This is a genomic window from Arthrobacter sp. BF1 (assembly GCF_056680215.1).
In genome coordinates this window covers 1,501,017-1,516,687 of the sequence record NZ_CM155271.1, presented here as the reverse complement: position 1 = coordinate 1,516,687, position 15,671 = coordinate 1,501,017, and the positions used below count along the sequence as shown (strand labels likewise).

The 15,671-nt window shown below is 66.1% G+C and carries 14 protein-coding genes; 4 read left to right on the top strand and 10 right to left on the bottom strand.

Annotation, left to right across the window (positions count from 1 at the left end):
• Positions 1-6 precede the first annotated feature (6 nt).
• Both trxA and AC1MCD_RS07120 read right to left on the bottom strand, forming a co-directional pair.
• Entirely contained in the window at positions 7-441 is a 435-nt protein-coding gene (gene trxA / locus AC1MCD_RS07125; RefSeq protein ID WP_498677161.1) for a thioredoxin, read from the bottom strand.
• Positions 442-456: 15 nt separating this feature from the next.
• Complete coding sequence (locus AC1MCD_RS07120; RefSeq protein WP_498677158.1) at positions 457-942, bottom strand: nucleoside deaminase; 486 nt, start codon at positions 940-942, stop codon at positions 457-459.
• A gap of 186 nt (positions 943-1,128) precedes the next feature.
• Here AC1MCD_RS07120 and AC1MCD_RS07115 point away from each other — a divergent pair, with 186 nt between their 5' ends.
• On the top strand, positions 1,129-2,244 hold the full coding sequence (locus AC1MCD_RS07115; RefSeq protein ID WP_498677156.1) for a ScyD/ScyE family protein: 1,116 nt from the start codon (positions 1,129-1,131) through the stop codon (positions 2,242-2,244).
• 83 nt (positions 2,245-2,327) lie between these two features.
• Here the strand turns inward: AC1MCD_RS07115 and rbfA are convergent, their stop codons facing one another.
• From rbfA to rimP, 5 genes are all read right to left on the bottom strand, one after another.
• The gene (gene rbfA / locus AC1MCD_RS07110; protein WP_498677154.1) at positions 2,328-2,837 is read right to left on the bottom strand and encodes a 30S ribosome-binding factor RbfA; all 510 of its coding nucleotides are present in this window, start codon (positions 2,835-2,837) and stop codon (positions 2,328-2,330) included.
• A gap of 241 nt (positions 2,838-3,078) precedes the next feature.
• Positions 3,079-5,997, bottom strand: coding sequence for a translation initiation factor IF-2 (gene infB, locus AC1MCD_RS07105; protein ID WP_498677152.1), 2,919 nt, complete (start codon positions 5,995-5,997; stop codon positions 3,079-3,081).
• A gap of 152 nt (positions 5,998-6,149) precedes the next feature.
• The gene (locus AC1MCD_RS07100; RefSeq protein ID WP_498678222.1) at positions 6,150-6,527 is read right to left on the bottom strand and encodes a YlxR family protein; all 378 of its coding nucleotides are present in this window, start codon (positions 6,525-6,527) and stop codon (positions 6,150-6,152) included.
• 187 nt (positions 6,528-6,714) lie between these two features.
• Positions 6,715-7,695, bottom strand: coding sequence for a transcription termination factor NusA (gene nusA / locus AC1MCD_RS07095; RefSeq protein ID WP_498677150.1), 981 nt, complete (start codon positions 7,693-7,695; stop codon positions 6,715-6,717).
• Positions 7,695-8,309, bottom strand: a complete 615-nt coding sequence (gene rimP, locus AC1MCD_RS07090; protein WP_498677149.1) for a ribosome maturation factor RimP — start codon at positions 8,307-8,309, stop codon at positions 7,695-7,697. The genes nusA and rimP overlap by 1 nt, the downstream gene beginning before the upstream one ends.
• A 106-nt stretch (positions 8,310-8,415) precedes the next feature.
• Here rimP and AC1MCD_RS07085 point away from each other — a divergent pair, with 106 nt between their 5' ends.
• Genes AC1MCD_RS07085 through AC1MCD_RS07075 form a run of 3 tightly spaced genes read left to right on the top strand, consistent with a single transcriptional unit; the run spans position 8,416 to position 11,433 of the window.
• Positions 8,416-9,561: a DUF4439 domain-containing protein gene (locus tag AC1MCD_RS07085; protein WP_498677147.1), complete on the top strand. Its 1,146-nt coding sequence runs from the start codon at positions 8,416-8,418 to the stop codon at positions 9,559-9,561.
• A gap of 52 nt (positions 9,562-9,613) precedes the next feature.
• Positions 9,614-10,342 carry a VIT1/CCC1 transporter family protein gene (locus tag AC1MCD_RS07080; protein WP_498677145.1) on the top strand — a complete coding sequence of 243 codons (729 nt, stop codon included), beginning with the start codon at positions 9,614-9,616 and terminating at the stop codon, positions 10,340-10,342.
• A complete protein-coding gene (locus AC1MCD_RS07075; RefSeq protein ID WP_498677144.1) occupies positions 10,339-11,433 on the top strand; it encodes an aminoglycoside phosphotransferase family protein in 1,095 nt (364 codons plus the stop codon). Before AC1MCD_RS07080 ends, AC1MCD_RS07075 begins: the two co-directional genes overlap by 4 nt.
• Before the next feature lie 27 nt (positions 11,434-11,460).
• Here AC1MCD_RS07075 and AC1MCD_RS07070 read toward each other — a convergent pair whose 3' ends face one another.
• From AC1MCD_RS07070 to AC1MCD_RS07060, 3 genes are read right to left on the bottom strand one after another with little or no spacing between them, the layout of a single operon-like run.
• Positions 11,461-12,855: a pyridoxal phosphate-dependent decarboxylase family protein gene (locus AC1MCD_RS07070; RefSeq protein ID WP_498677142.1), complete on the bottom strand. Its 1,395-nt coding sequence runs from the start codon at positions 12,853-12,855 to the stop codon at positions 11,461-11,463.
• Positions 12,856-12,910: 55 nt separating this feature from the next.
• The gene (locus AC1MCD_RS07065; RefSeq protein ID WP_498677141.1) at positions 12,911-13,705 is read right to left on the bottom strand and encodes a sulfite exporter TauE/SafE family protein; all 795 of its coding nucleotides are present in this window, start codon (positions 13,703-13,705) and stop codon (positions 12,911-12,913) included.
• Between the two features lie 9 nt (positions 13,706-13,714).
• Positions 13,715-15,523 (bottom strand): proline--tRNA ligase, encoded by a 1,809-nt coding sequence (locus tag AC1MCD_RS07060; RefSeq protein ID WP_498677139.1) that lies wholly within the window; start codon positions 15,521-15,523, stop codon positions 13,715-13,717.
• Between the last annotated feature and the right edge of the window lie 148 nt (positions 15,524-15,671).

The following is a 15,671-nucleotide window of genomic DNA, read 5'->3' as shown; positions in this document are numbered from 1 at the left end:
GCGCGGTTAAGAGTGTCCGGCCAGTGCCGAATCGAGCCAGGAGCGTAAGGCGGCAGCCGGCGCTGCCCCTGCCTGTTTAGCCAGCACCTTGCCCCCGGCCATGACCATCAACGTGGGAATGGCCTGGACGTCGAACCGGTTGGAGAGCCGCGGCGCCCGGTCAACATCGACTTTGACGAGCTTGATGCCGCCGGCCCGCTCAGTGGCCAGCTTATCCAGGACAGGGCTCACCATCCGGCAAGGTCCGCACCAGGCGGCCCAGAAGTCAACGAGCACCGGGACCGGGGACTGCTCCGCAACGAGGGCAAAGTCGTCGTCCCCTGCGGCGGTGATCCATGGCAGTCCCTGCTTGCAGTTTCCACAACGTGGACGGCCGGACGCAGCGGCCGGGACCCGGTTGGTTTTGCCACAACCCGGACAGTTGATCAGTGCAGGTTCCACGAGGTGCCTCCGGACTCAGTATTCCGTGCGTTGCGCATTGGCGCGCCACGCCTCGAACGGGGCGTCCGACGTCGGAATCGCCTCGTGCGCCACCGGCATCAGTTCCGGTCTGGTGCCTGCAAAATAGTCGTAGAACACGGCATCGTCGAAACCGGCGGCCGCCGCACCGTGGCGGTCCGCCGCGAAATAGACACGGTCGATCCGTGCCCACAGGGCGGCTGAGAGGCAGAGCGGGCATGGCTCACAGCTGGTGTAAAGCACTGCGCCGCTGAGATCAAAGTTCGCAGTGGCAGTGGCTGCCGTCCGGATTGCAACAACTTCTGCATGGGCAGTGGGATCGTTATCGCGGGTGACCCGGTTGACGCCCTCGTGGATGCCGCCGTCCGGGGTTACCACCAGTGCACCGAAAGGACCGCCCCCGGCTTCAACGTTCCGGATGGCCAGCTCAATGGCCTGCTGCAGGTACGGGGTGGCATCGTGGTTCGCGCTCGCCTGAGTCATAGCTAGATCCTAGCCATCACCGGGCGCTGCGCGGTCAAAATAGGGGGCACTCGAGGGGAAAAATCAGTCGACGGCGCCGCCCCGGAGGACTAATCTTGCGCCCGGGGGCTGTATAAGTCCATATCAACTTTGGTCTCATTGCCTTGCCCCGTCTGCGGGGTGGCGCACCTCAATCCGGAGGATGCAATGAAGAAGAAGTTTCCCTATGCCGCGTGCCTTGCCGCGGCGGCGTTAGTCATTCCCATAGGACCGGCCGCGGCCGGTTCCTCGCCAGAGCCGGAGCCGGAGACCCTCGCCACGGGGCTGCTCTCGCCCTTGAGCCTCGCGGTCGACAAGACCGACTCTGTGCTTGTCACGCAGAATTTTTCCGGCCGACTGGACCGTGTGCAGGATGACGGCCAACTCGCCAACGTCTACACCAAGGCCGAGTGGGATGTTGCCGGCGTCGAAACCAGGGGCGGAACAACCTATTTCCTGGAGAGCGTGGGGGCCGGCGGCGGTAACCCGGATGCGCTCAAAGGCTTCGTCAAGTCCGTCGACCGGTCGGGCGAAGTGCGTACTATCGCGGACCTCGCCAGCTACGAACGCGCCCACAACCCGGACGCCGACCAACAGTATGGGTTCGGTGACGAGGTTTCTGACGAGTGCCTGAAGGGCTGGCCCCTTTTCCCGCCTGCCCGGTACGAAGGATTGGTTGATTCGCATCCCTATGCCACTGCGGTCAACGGCGACACGCTGTACATCGCCGACGCCGGCGCGAATGCCATCCTGGAAGTCAATGCCGATACCGGTGATATCTCCACCCTCGCCGTGCTGCCGCCCCGGCCCGCCGTCATCCCTGCCGGCACCAGGATCCCGATCGACATGGCGGGAGGGACGGTTGAAGCCCCTGCCTGTGTTGTCGGCCACGAATATGCCTTTGAATCTGTGCCAACGGACGTCGAGATCGGCCCCGACGGCTGGCTCTACGTCTCGTCGCTCCCGGGCGGTCCCGAGGACCCGTCCCTCGGCGCCCGTGGTGCGATCTTCAAGGTGAATCCATGGACGGGCGCAACGCGCCTGTGGGCCGAGGATATCCTGAGCCCCACGGGCATCGCGGTAGCCGACGACGGCGACGTCTATGCGGCATCGATGTTCGGTAACGAGATCGTCAAGATTGACGCGCGGAGCCGTGAGCAGTCGCAGTTCCTGGCTGTGAAAGGCCCTGCAGCGGTGGAACTGCGCGGGGATACCCTCTATGCCACGGCAGGCTTCGGCCCCGGGGCACCGGCTGGAACGGTGATTAAGGCCAGCATCCGTTAGATCCTGCGGGGTGCATGGGCCCGGCAGACGAGAGAAGGCCCGGTCCGCAGTAAGTGCAGACCGGGCCTTCCATGCGTGAGACTTTACTTGTTGCCGTCTTCGTCGAGTTCTTCGGCGTCGGTGAGGTCAAGGTCCTCTTCGTCGAAGTCGTCCTCGTCAATCTCCACATCGGCGGGAATATCGCTCTTGTAGGGATCGGCGTCGCCGGCATGCTTGGCGTTCTCGGCAAGGGCAGCCACTTCGGCGTCGCGCTTCTTGGCCTCCCGAAGGAGTTCCTCAAGATTGGAGGCGACCACAGGAATCTGGTCGGCCACGAATTCCAGGGTGGGGGTCAGCCGAACAGTAACGTTCCGGCCCACTTCCTGGCGGAGCACACCCTTGGCCTTCTCGAGACCTTTGGCGGCATCCAGCTGAACAGCCTGGTCACCGAAAACGGTGTAGTAGATCGTGGCGTGCTGCAGATCATTGGTCACGCGGGCATCAGTAACAGTAATGCCCTCCAGCCGGGGATCTTTAACCTTCCGGCCAAGAGCCTCCGCAATAACAACCTTGATCCGCTGCGCCAACTTGGCAGCCCGTGCGGGATCAGCCATTTCCACTCCTAAAAATTTGGGCTGTACGACGGCACCGGAACGGCACCCGCACAACTGTTGGGTTTTGATGCCACGCACCTAAGGCGAGTCTACGACGGACGCCGGTGGGATTTTTCCGGCGGCCTGGGAGTGGCATCGGGCCTGCCGAAGCTGGGTGGCCGACGTCGTAAGACGTTGGCCACCCAGCGAAGGGGCGGGGCCGCCGGAAAATCCCAGCGGCCCCGCCAGTCAAAGCAACAACTTAGACGCGCGGCTTTTCGCGCATCTCGAAGGTCTCAATGATGTCGCCTTCGGTGATGTCGTTGAACGAACCAAGACCGATACCACACTCGAAGTCCGTGCGGACCTCAGTGGCGTCGTCCTTGAAGCGCTTGAGCGTCTCAACGGTGAGGTTGTCACCGATGATCTTGCCGTCGCGGCTGACGCGGGCCTTCGTGTTGCGTCGGATGATGCCCGAGCGAACGATGGAGCCTGCAATGTTGCCGAACTTGGAGGAACGGAACACTTCGCGGACCTCGGCGGTGCCCAGCTGGACTTCTTCGTACTCCGGCTTGAGCATGCCCTTGAGAGCCATCTCGATGTCGTCGATCGCTCCGTAGATGACGGAGTAGAAGCGCATGTCGACGCCTTCGCGGTCTGCCAGTTCGGCAACACGCTCGGCAGGCTTGACGTTGAAGCCGATGATGACGGCGCTATCGACCGTCGCCAGGTTGACGTCGTTCTGCGTGATGGCACCAACACCGCGGTGGATGACGCGCAGCTGCACGCCTTCGCCGACGTCGATCTTGAGCAGGGCGTCTTCGAGGGCTTCCACGGCACCGGAAACGTCACCCTTGAGGATGAGGTTGAGGGTGTCGATCTTGCCAGCGGCCACGGCCTGGTCGAAGTCTTCGAGGCTGATGCGCTTGCGGCGCTTGGCCAGTGCGGCGTTGCGGTCGGCTGCTTCACGCTTCTCGGCGATCTGGCGGGCGGTGCGCTCGTCAGCAGTCACAAAGAAGGTGTCGCCGGCGCGTGGCACGTTGGACAGACCCAGTACCTGCACGGGGCGGGACGGGCCGGCCTCGGTCAGGGCACTGCCGTCGTCGTCGAACATGGCGCGGACGCGGCCGTGGGCCGTGCCTGCCACGATCGTGTCACCGACACGCAGCGTACCGGACTGCACGAGGACGGTGGCAACTGCACCGCGTCCCTTGTCCAGGTTCGCTTCAATCGCGATACCGCGGGCGTCCTTGTTCGGGTTGGCGCGCATGTCCAGGGCGGCGTCTGCGGTGAGCAGCACAGCCTCAAGCAGCTCGTCAATGTTGAGGTTCTGGCGGGCAGAGACCTCCACGAACATGGTGTCGCCACCGTATTCCTCGGGAACCAGGCCGTACTCGGTCAGCTGGCCACGGACCTTGTCCGGGTTGGCGTCTTCCTTGTCGATCTTGTTCACTGCAACCACGATCGGCACATTCGCTGCCTGTGCGTGGTTGAGGGCTTCAACGGTCTGCGGCATAACGCCGTCGTCCGCGGCAACCACCAGGATGGCGATGTCGGTGACCTTCGCACCACGGGCACGCATGGCGGTGAACGCCTCGTGGCCCGGAGTATCGATGAAGGTGATCTTGCGATCTACGCCTTCGTGGGTGTGGGCGACCTGGTAGGCACCAATGTGCTGCGTAATGCCGCCGTGTTCGCCCGCCACAACGTCGGACTTGCGGATGGCATCGAGCAGTCGGGTTTTACCGTGGTCAACGTGGCCCATGACGGTGACAACCGGAGGACGCGCCTCGAGGTCTTCGTCGCCTTCTGCTTCAAGCTCGGCGTCGAAGTCAATGTCGAAACCGGAGAGCAGCTCGCGCTCCTCGTCCTCCGGCGACACGACCTGAAGCTTGTAACCAAGCTCCTCGCCGAGCAGTGCGAACGTTTCCTCATCCAGTGACTGGGTGGCCGTGGCCATTTCGCCCAGGTGGAACAGGACGGTGACCAGTGCTGCGGGGTTTGCCTCGATCTTGTCGGCAAAGTCCGTGATGGACGAACCGCGGCGGAGCCGCACTACGGTGTTGCCGTCGCCGCGGGGTACGCTCACGCCACCCAGCGACGGGGCACTCATCTGCTCAAGTTCCTGGCGCTTGGCGCGCTTCGACTTGCGCTGCTTGCCACGGCCTGCGCCGCCCTTACCGAAGGCACCCTGGGTGCCACCGCGACCGCGGCCACCCTTGCCGAAGCCGCCGCCGGCCGGAGCGCCGCCACCGGCACCGGGAGCGCCGCCTGTACCGGGAGCGCCACCCGGGCGTCCGGGTCCACGGGCCCCGCCGCCGGGACGTCCTGCACCAGCGGGTGCGGGACGCTCAGTGCGGTTGGGCATCATGCCCGGAGTAGGACGGTTTCCACCGGCACCCGCGGGACGCGGTGCACCCGGGCGGGGTCCACCTGCGCCAGCAGCGGGACGGGGGCCGCCTGCACCGGCCGCGGGACGCGGACCACCCGGACGGGGGCCACCTGCACCGGCTGCGGGACGCGGACCACCGGGGCGTTCGCTGTCGGGACGTCCACCCGCGCGGGGCATGCCCTGCGCGGGAGCGAACGGGTTGTTACCCGGACGCGGAGCACGTTCTCCATCGCCACCGCGGCCGCGGGGCATGCCCTGGGACGTGGCGAACGGATTGTTGCCCGGGCGGGGGCCGCCGGGGCGCGGTGCAGAGCCGCCCTGCGAGCCCGATCCGCCGGAGCGGGTGGGGGCTGACGGGGTTTCGGCCTTGGGTGCGGGCCGGGCACCGGGCTTGGCGCCGGTGCCCGGGGCACTTGCGGCCGGGGCTGCTGCAGCGGGTGCTGCAGGCGCAGCCGGAGCGGCGGCAGCAGGGGCGGCCGGCGCTGAGGGAGCTGCTGCAGCCGGAGCCGCAGCAGCAGGTGCTGCCGGGGCCTTGGGAGCTGCGGGACCCGGAGCAGGTGCTGCGGGACGTGATTCTGCCGACGGGGCAGGCGCCTTGGGCGCGGCTGCCGGAGCTGCGGCCTTGGCCGCGGCGTCGGGGTAGGCGTTGCGGAGCTTCCGCACCACCGGGGCCTCAATAGTTGAAGAGGCGGAGCGAACGAATTCGCCCAGTTCCTGCAGTTTTGTCACTGCATCTTTGGAAGTAATACCGAGCTCTTTAGCGAGCTCGTGTACGCGGACCTTGGCCACATTTCTCCTGTCTCGGTCCGCACCGAGCCAGGCACGAACCGTCTACTTCTTACTGCGGGCCCCAGCCGCGGTTGCAGCTGAAGGGCCCATTGCAGAGCGCAACAAATTTGTCATCGTTGCGCACTCATCGCTGGGAACTCATCGGGTTTCCATCAGTTTTCTGACCCGCTTTCAGGTTGGACGGTTTTTGCTGCAGTGACCGAGGACTTCTGCAGCGGGCCGGCAGCCTGCTTACCTGCCAGGATCCAGCGTTCGACGGCGGTGGCCCCGGTTGCGCCGTTGAGGGCCCTTCCGAATGCTCGCCGTTTGACCGCCAGGGCCAGGCACGTTTCGCTGGGGTGCAGCCATGCACCCCTGCCAGCCATCCGGCGTCGTTCGTCTACCAGCACTGCGGTGGAACCGCTGCCTTCGGCGACGAGCCGGAGTAACTCAGACCGCGGAGCCTTCTTCCGGCATCCGATGCAGGTACGCTGCGGTTGATCCTCGCTGTGCTGAATCGCGCTGTGAAGCACTTCTGCCACGGTGAGCATCTTCCTGACGTTCATAACTGCCGGCCCCGGGGTTCCCGCCGCCGGTTAGCGAACGAAAACACTCAGGGCACACGAATACCGGCCGTTAGGCGCGGTCATTGTCTATTCTAGCCCCTCAGGGCCGTTCTGCCCGAAACCAGTGCATCGGCCGGCATGATCCAGAGCGGGCCGATGCGTTGGAGTCGGTTCAGCTTTGCGTTGGTGCGACGGCGTCCGAAACGATATCGATCCGCCAGCCGGTGAGCTTTGCCGCCAGGCGGGCGTTCTGGCCTTCCTTGCCGATGGCCAGGGAGAGCTGGTAGTCCGGAACCACCACACGTGCGGAGCGGGTTGCTTCGTCGACGATCGTGACCGAATTCACCCGGGACGGGGACAGTGCGCTGGCGATGAACGTTGCGGGGTCCTCGCTGAAGTCGACGATGTCGATCTTTTCGTCGTTCAGTTCCGTCATGACGGCGCGGACACGTGAACCCATTTCACCGATGCATGCACCCTTGGCATTGATGCCGGCGGCGTTGGCCTTGACGGCGATCTTGGTCCGGTGACCGGCCTCGCGGGCAAGGGCGACGATCTCCACGGAGCGGTCCGCGATCTCCGGGACCTCCAGCTCAAACAGCTTCCGTACCAGGCCCGGGTGTGAACGGGACAGCGTGACGGACGGGCCCTTGGTGCCGCGGTGCACATCAATGACCAGGGCGCGGAGCCGGTTGCCGTGGGTGTACTTCTCCCCCGGCACCTGTTCGGGCGGCGGCAGCAGCGCCTCCACCGCGCCCAGGTTGACCTGGATCATGTGCGGATTGTTGCCCTGCTGGATCAGGCCGGCCACCAGTTCACCCTCGCGGCCCTTGAACTCACCGAGGATGTTGTCGTCCTCGACGTCGCGCAGGCGCTGCAGGATGATCTGGCGGGCGGTGCTTGCCGCGATCCGGCCGAAACCGGCAGGCGTGTCCTCGAACTCGCCGATGGGGGCGCCGTCGTCGTCAATCTCCACAGCCCAAATAGTCACGTGACCGCTCTTGCGGTCCAGCTCGGCCCGGGCCTTTTCGAAGGCGCCGGGCGACTTGTGGTACGCCACCAGGAGCGCCTGCTCGATGGTGGGGATCAGAAGGTCCAGCGGGATTTCGCGCTCACGCTCCAGAAGCCTCAGTGCGCTCATGTCAATATCCATCAGGCCTCCTCAGAAGGTCCATTGTGCTCAGGTTCCAGACCAGCTTCTTCAAGGTGGCTGAATTCGATCTCGACTTTTCCGTTACGGATCCTGTCGAAAGGAAGATTCTGGGGCTCGCCCTGCTTGGGCTTCATGCCCTTCTTGACGGCAATTTCCGGGATGATGGTCACGCCGTTTTCGTCTACGGACTGCACCCTGCCGGTGACGTTTTCGCCCTGGATGACGTTGATCTTGACCAGGCGGCCCTTGGCCCTGTGCCAGTGCCTGGGTTCCGTCAGGGGACGCCCGACGCCGGGGGAAGACACCTCGAGATCGTAGGGCCGTCCGTCGTCCGCAGGATCATTGTCCAGGACGTCCGAGAGGACCCTGGAAATGTCCGCAATGACATCAAGATTCACGCCGCCTGTTTCCTCCTGCGGCAGGTCCACCACTACGTGGACCACACGGTGGGAGCCGGGAATGATGGACACGTCCTCCAGGTAGAGGCGGTTGGCCTGGACCGAGGGCTCCAGCAGGGCCCGGAGCCGTGCAGCTTCCGGATTATAGGCGGGCGCAGCTTCAGCCGTACCCGATCCGGTAGGGTCTGATGAAGTCGTGGCTTCTGCATTACTCACGATGCCGGCCGCCTTCCAATAGATGATGTTGTGACTACTAGACTAGCGATTTTCCGGCCGCAGTGGTGCACGTAGATGCCCCCTGCCCGTGACAACATGGTCTGTTGTGAACGACGACACCACGGAATCCGGCCCGCGCAGACGCTATTTCCGGTACGCCGTTTTCGCCTTGGCCGCATTGTTGGTGCTGAGCCTTGGATTTGTGCTGATCCCCCGCGAACCGGCCGCCCCCGCGCCACCGCCGTTTTCGGAGCAGGCCAGGGCTGCAGCGTTCTCGGATGCCGTGGATCTGAGGGCACTTGCCATCGCTGTCGGCGATGCCGCCGAGGCAGCCCGGGAGGAACCCACGGCCTCCGCATCACAGCGCACTGTGACTTTGCTGACTGTGCAGGCGCGGGCGCTGATGCTGCCAACCGACAAGCTGCCGACTGATCCGAAGACGGCCACCGGGTCAGCCGCGGCGCCTTCAGCGCAGGTGCCGCCGTCTTCAGCCGCTGAGCTCGCCGCTGCCCTTCACGCGAGTGGTGCCCAGCGGCTCCGTGACGCTGAAAAGGCCGACGGCGGCATCGTCCGCCTTCTCGCAGGCACCGGCACTGCCCAACTCCTGGCGGCCGAGGAGATGGCGACGGCGACGGGTACCGCGTTGGACTCACTTCCCGGCCCCACCTTGCCCGGGTCCGCCCCTACCTCCCCTGCACTGCCTTCCCCCGCCGGCTCCTCCGCTGCGCCGCTGACTGCAGGCTGCACCGCAACGGCGACCAGCGGCCGTGCCGACCTGGCCTCTTCCTTCACCTCGGTGGCGCGCGCAGAGCTGGAACTCGTGTACGCCTACCAGGCGGCACTGACCCGGCTTCCCCCCGCGTCCGTGGCCCCGGCGTCGGACTTTCTCACCCGGCACGAAGACCTCGGCCGCGAGGCCGAAGCGGCGGCCACGACCCGCTGCGCCGCCCTGCCTCCGACGCCCGCCGGCTACGCCTTGGACGCAGCGTTCCTGGCAGATCCGGCAGCTGCGCTGGGCGTGCTGGAGGCCGGCACGCTCCCGGCATACGGAGACCTGGTCGCCCTCAGCGACGGAGCCGAACGGGCATGGGCGCTCGCAGCGCTTCAATCGACGGCGCGGAGGGCAGCCCATTGGGGTACTTCACCTGGCCCGGTACCGGGCATGGTCCTGAACGAATCCGCACTGCCGCCCCTGCCTGCCGTGGACCAGCGTCCTTCAACAGGCAGCACACCATCCCGCGGCACGCCTTAGCCTAGGCTCAGCACACTGGTCAGCCACGGGCATCAGGTGATTTGCTGAGGTCATGGACAACGCACCTGCAGCAGCTCTTCATGAGAACGAGCCGCACCACAATGACATAGCCCACCGCCTTAACTGGCTCCGTGCCGGTGTGTTGGGCGCCAACGACGGAATCGTCTCGGTCGCCGCCATCGTGGTTGGTGTCGCCGGCGTGACCAACGAGCCGGGTCCGATCCTGGTGGCCGGCGCTGCCGGTGTCGTGGGCGGCGCCATCTCCATGGCACTGGGCGAGTACGTCTCCGTCAGCAGCCAAAAGGACAGCCAGCAGGCCCTGATCGAAAAGGAACGGCGCGAGCTGCTCGAACAGCCCGAAGAGGAGCTCGCGGAACTCGCGGCGATCTATCAGTCCAAGGGGCTCAGCGAGGATACTGCCCTGACCGTTGCGCGGGAGCTCACCGCCCACGACGCCCTGGGCGCCCATCTGTCTGCTGAGCTCAACATCACTGAGACGGACATCGTCAGCCCCTGGCACGCCGCGTTTGCCTCCGCCGTGGCATTCCTGATCGGCGCGGTCCTGCCAATGCTGGCCATCCTCCTGCCGCCTGCGGACGTCAGGATTCCGCTGACCTTCGCTGCCGTCCTGGTGGCGCTCGCGGCTACCGGGGCGTTGGGCGCCTGGATCGGCGGAGGGTCGCAGCTGCGTGCCGCGGTGCGCGTGGTGGTGGGCGGCGCGCTGGCCCTGGTGGCCACGTTCTCCATCGGCAGCCTCCTCGGGGCAAGCGGCGTGATGTGAATCTCAGGACGGAGGTCCCCGTCCCGCCGGCGCTCAGCCTGCGCTACGGACGCACCAGCGCCGGACGGGCTTGGCTTTCCTCGCTGCCGGACCTCATGCACGGACGGCTGGAGCACTGGGAACTGGCTGTGGACCTGCAAACCGGCGCTTTCCCCTGGCATGGACACGGTGGCATGGTGATCCCGGTCCGCAGGAAAGACGGAAGCCTGGCTGCCCTCAAGATCGCCTTTCCTCACGACGAAGCCAAGGCTGAACGGCATGCACTGTCCCTCTGGGGAGGCTCCGGCGCCGTCCGGCTGCTCGAGTCCGACGCCGGAACCTGCGCCATGCTCCTGGAACGGCTGGATCCGGGGTGCTCACTGCAGACCGTCCCCCTCGAGGAAGCGGCGGTTGTGTGGGGTGGGCTCATGCGGCAGTTAAGCCTGACGCCCGGCGATGAGCCCGTATGGCAGGAATTCGACCACATTGCAGGCAAGGCAGAACAGTGGAGCGACGACCTGCCCGCCGACTGGGAACAGCAAGGCAGACCCTTTCCCCGCTGGCTGCTCGAAGCGGCCCTTGAAGTTTGCCAGACCCGCGGTGCCGTGGGCCGGCGCTCGGGCCGGGACGTCCTGGTGCACACTGACTTCCACTTCCTGAATATCTTGGCCCGACCCGAGGCCACGGATGTCGTGGGCGCAGGCGCTCAGGGCGCTGGTGTTCAGGGCGCTGGTGTTCAGGGCGCAGGCGGTACGACCTTCGTCGCCATCGACCCACAGCCCATGATCGGTGAACCCGAGTTCGCTGTCGCCCCGCTGTTATGGAACCGCCTGGGCGACCTACCACGGGGCAATCCGGCCGCGGGGCTGAGGCAGCGCTGCGTGGATTTCAGCACCGCGGCGGGTCTTGACGCCGAAGCCGCACGCCAATGGGCAGTGGTGCGGGAGGTGGAAAACGCGCTCTGGTACGCCGCACGGCCAGGCCATCAGGGCGATCTGGCGAGGTCGCTGTGGGTTGCCAGCACCCTCGCCGGGCAGACCCTCGCTGATCTCCCCGCGGCTCACGACCTGCCCGAACCGGGCGGCTCCAACCCAGGCGAGGCGGACCGCTGAGGAGCTGTGGCCCTGCCGCCAGGCCTGTCAGCCGGCTGCCCGGACCGCCGCAAGAGCGGAGCTGACCGCCTCGACCGCAGTACCGACGTCGTCCGTGTTTGTGCTCCAGTTGCTGACCGAAACCCGCAGGACGTCCCTGCCCTGCCAGCGTGACCCGGACATCCAGACTTTGCCGTCCTCGATCACCCGGGCTGTCACGGCGCGGGTGGTGGCGTCTTCCCCGAAGGCCAGCGAGACCTGGGTGTAGTCGACGTCGTTGAGCACCTCGACGCCGTCAAGGGCCGCGAGGCGCCCGGCCAACTGACCGGCGTGGTGCACAAGCCCACGGACCTGCTGCGCCACTCCGTCCCGGCCAAGTGATCTCAGGGCCGCCCACACCGGCACGCCGCGGGCCCGGCGCGAGAGTTCCGGGACTTTTTCAAGCGGGTCGGCCGCACCGTCAGCGGCCCGGATCAGATAGCTGGCGTGCACGCCCATGGCCGAGCGCAGGGCTGCTGGGTCCCTGACCACTGCAATGCCACAGTCGTAAGGAACATTGAGGGTCTTATGTGCGTCGCTGGCCCAGGAGTCCGCCAAGGCCATCCCGGCGGTAAGCGCGGCAAGTTCAGGCACCGCCGCGGCCCAGAGCCCAAAAGCCCCGTCCACATGGACCCAGGCGCCGTGGGTTTTCGCGACGCCCACAGCCTCCACGAAAGGATCGAAGGCGCCCGAATGCAGGTTCCCGGCCTGCAGGCACACGAGGGCCGGACCGGAACCTGCGGACAGCTGCCGGTCGAGCTCGTCGGTTCGGATTCTGCCCTGCCGGTCCGACGGCACGGCCTCCGGCTGGCCCAGTCCCAGATACCGCAGCGCCAGATCCACCGAATCGTGGCGTTCCTGTCCAACGAGACAGCGAATGCGCGGAGCGCCGAACAGCCCGTCGCGCTCCAGGTCCCAGCCGGTGTCAGCGAGCAGGCTCCAGCGGGCAGCGGCCAATCCGGCAAAGTTAGCCATCGTGGCCCCGGTGACAAAGCCGACGTCGGATTCGTCCGGTAGGCCCAGGAGGTCCACGAGCCAGCGCCCGGCCGCGTCCTCGATGGCCGCCATGGCAGGCGCGGAGACCCGAAGCACCGCGTTCTGGTCCCAGGCACTGACCAGCCAGTCGGCGGCCAGCGCTGCAGGCAACGTCCCGCCGATCACCCAGCCAAAGAAGCGCCCGGAGGGCATGGCCATCAGCCCGGGCTCGGCCTTGTCCGCGAGATATTCAACCACCGCCGCGGCGGGCATCCCTTGGGCTGGAAGAGGTCCGTTGAAGTCAGGCGCGAGATCGTGGGCGCTTTGGGCGGGCCCCACATGCCGGTCCGGCAGGCTCGCCAGCCACTCGGCGGCTCGCCGGGCCGCGACTGCCAATGCTTCCGAATAGTGTTCCCCACCTGCGGACATACCTGCATGGTACGCCCGGGCAGCGCAGGGCTGCGAGCATTCCCCGTAACCCCGTTCAGGCGAAGTTTTCCTGCCAGACGTCGAAGCCGAGCTTGATGATCAGGGCACCGACCACAAGGAGGAACACCACACGGATGAACCTGCTGCCCTGCTTTACGGCAGTCCTGGCCCCCAAGTAGCCCCCGGCCATGTTGGACAGGCCCAGCACCAGGCCGACACCCCACAGGAGCGAGCCGTGGGGCAGGAAGAAGATGAGGGCGCCGGCGTTGGTGGCCATGTTCACGATCTTGGCCTTCGCGCTGGCTTCAAGGAAGGCGTAGCCCATCGCCGATACCAGCGCGATGATGAGGAAGGAACCGGTGCCCGGCCCGATCAGGCCGTCGTAGAAACCGATGACGGCGCCGATGAGGCACGCTACGACATAGTGGGTGCGCCCGTCATGGCGCAGCAGGGTGATGTCGCCGACGCTGGGTTTCAGTGCGGTGAAAAGTGCGACGGCCACCAGTGCCGCTACGATTATCGGTTTGAACACACTCGCCGGCAGGTTAGCGGCCAGTACAGCGCCGCCGAAGCTGCCCGCCAGCGCGATCCCCGCCATGGGGATGGCGGTCCGAAGGTCGGGTTTGACCCGGCTGTAGTACGTCACCGCACTGGTAGTGGTCCCGAAAATCGAGCCCATCTTGTTGGTGGCCAAGGCCTGGACCGGAGTGATTCCCGGAACCAGCAACAGGGCGGGCAGTTGCAGCAGCCCGCCGCCGCCCACCACGGCATCCACCCAGCCGGCGGCAAATCCAGCCACCACAATCAGGATGATCGTGGTGAGCTGGATCGACTCGAAACCAGATATCACCGCCGGAAATCAGCTGCGGACGGCGGTGACCACGTAGTCAACAGCCTTGTCCACGGCCACGTTCTCCGCTACGCCGCTCCGGCGGTCCTTGATCTCGACGACGCCGTCCACCAGTCCCCGGCCAACGGCCAGGATCGTGGGGACACCTACCAGCTCGGCATCACCGAACTTGACGCCCGGGGACACCTTGGGGCGGTCGTCATAGATGACATCCAGGCCGGCGGCTTCCAGGTCCAGCGCCAGTTTCTCGGCGGCCGCGAAGATTTCCTCGCCGCGGCCCACGGCCACCACATGGACATCCGCGGGGGCGACGGCGCGCGGCCACGTCAGGCCCTTGTCGTCGTGGTTGGACTCAGCAAGGGCTGCCACGGCGCGCGTTACGCCTACGCCGTAGGAACCCATGGTGACCACCACCTGCTTGCCGTTCTGGTCCAGGACCTTCAGCTCGAGGGCTTCGGCGTACTTACGGCCAAGCTGGAAGATATGGCCCATCTCGATGCCGCGGGCGATTTCCAGGGGGCCGGAGCCGTCCGGTGCGGGGTCGCCTTCGTGGACGTCGGTGCATTCAATGACGCCGTCCCAGCTGAAGTCGCGTCCGGCCACGAGGCCGAACACATGCTTTCCGGCTTCGTTGGCGCCGGTGATCCAGGCCGTGCCGCTGACAACGCGGGGATCCACGAGATACAGGAGCTTGGTTGAGCTTTCGCTGCCCAGCAGGGGGTCCGCCAGGGTCAGGCCCGGACCAAGGTACCCCTTGACGATGAGGGGCTGCTTCTTGAGGTCGTCGTCGTTGGCTGCTTCCAGGCCGATCTCGCCGCCGATGGGCAGGAAGGAACCTATGTTGGCTTCCACGCGCTTCAGGTCGACGCCGCGGTCGCCGGGCAGCCCGATGACCACCAGTTGGCGTTCCCCGGTGGGCAGGGTGACGGCGAGGACGACGTTCTTGAGTGTGTCAGCGCCAGTCCAGGCGCCGCCGTCGGCCTCTGTACGGGGGGCGAGCACATTGGCGGATGCCACCAGCGTGTCGATGGTGGGGGTGTCCGGCGTGTCCAGGACCGTGGCGGCGGGGGCTTCGCTGAAGTCGACGTCCGCGGGCACCACGGTGGTGACGGCCTCGACGTTGGCTGCGTATCCGCCGGCGGAGCGCACGAAGGTATCTTCGCCGACCTCGGTGGGATGCAGGAACTCCTCGCTCTTGGACCCGCCCATGGCGCCGGCGGTGGCCGCGACCGGGATGACTTCCAGGCCCAGCCGCTCGAAGATGCGGATGTAGGCCGCGCGGTGCGCTGCGTAACTGGCGTCCAGGCCGGCGTCGTCAATGTCGAAGGAGTAGGAATCCTTCATGATGAACTCGCGGCCGCGCAGCAGGCCCGCGCGGGGACGCGCTTCATCGCGGTACTTGTTCTGGATCTGGTAGAGGCTCAGCGGCAGGTCCTTGTACGAGGAGTACAGGTCCTTGACCAGGAGGGTGAACATTTCCTCGTGAGTGGGGGCCAGCAGGTAGTCGGCCCCCTTACGGTCCTGGAGCCGGAACAGGCCTTCGCCATATTCGGTCCAGCGGTTGGTGGCCTCGTAGGGTTCCCGCGGCAGCAGGGCCGGGAAATGCACTTCCTGGGCACCGATCGCCGCCATTTCCTCCCGGATGACCGCTTCAACCTTGCGCAGCACGCTGAGCCCCAGCGGAAGCCAGGTGTAGATGCCTGGTGCGGCGCGTCGGATATAGCCGGCCCGGACCAGGAGACGGTGGCTGGCCACCTCGGCGTCAACGGGATCTTCACGCAGGGTGCGCAGGAAAAGCTGGGACAGTCTTGTGACCACGGGCAGGTATCCGTTTCTGGGGAATGGCTGCTGGAAAGCAGAGCCGGGCAATTCTTCTGGGTACCAATCTACCGGCAAACCACGCCCCGCTTGGCGGCAGGGGTCAAAGGCCACAGAGGGCCGGACGCAATAGAGCCACGCCTGGTAA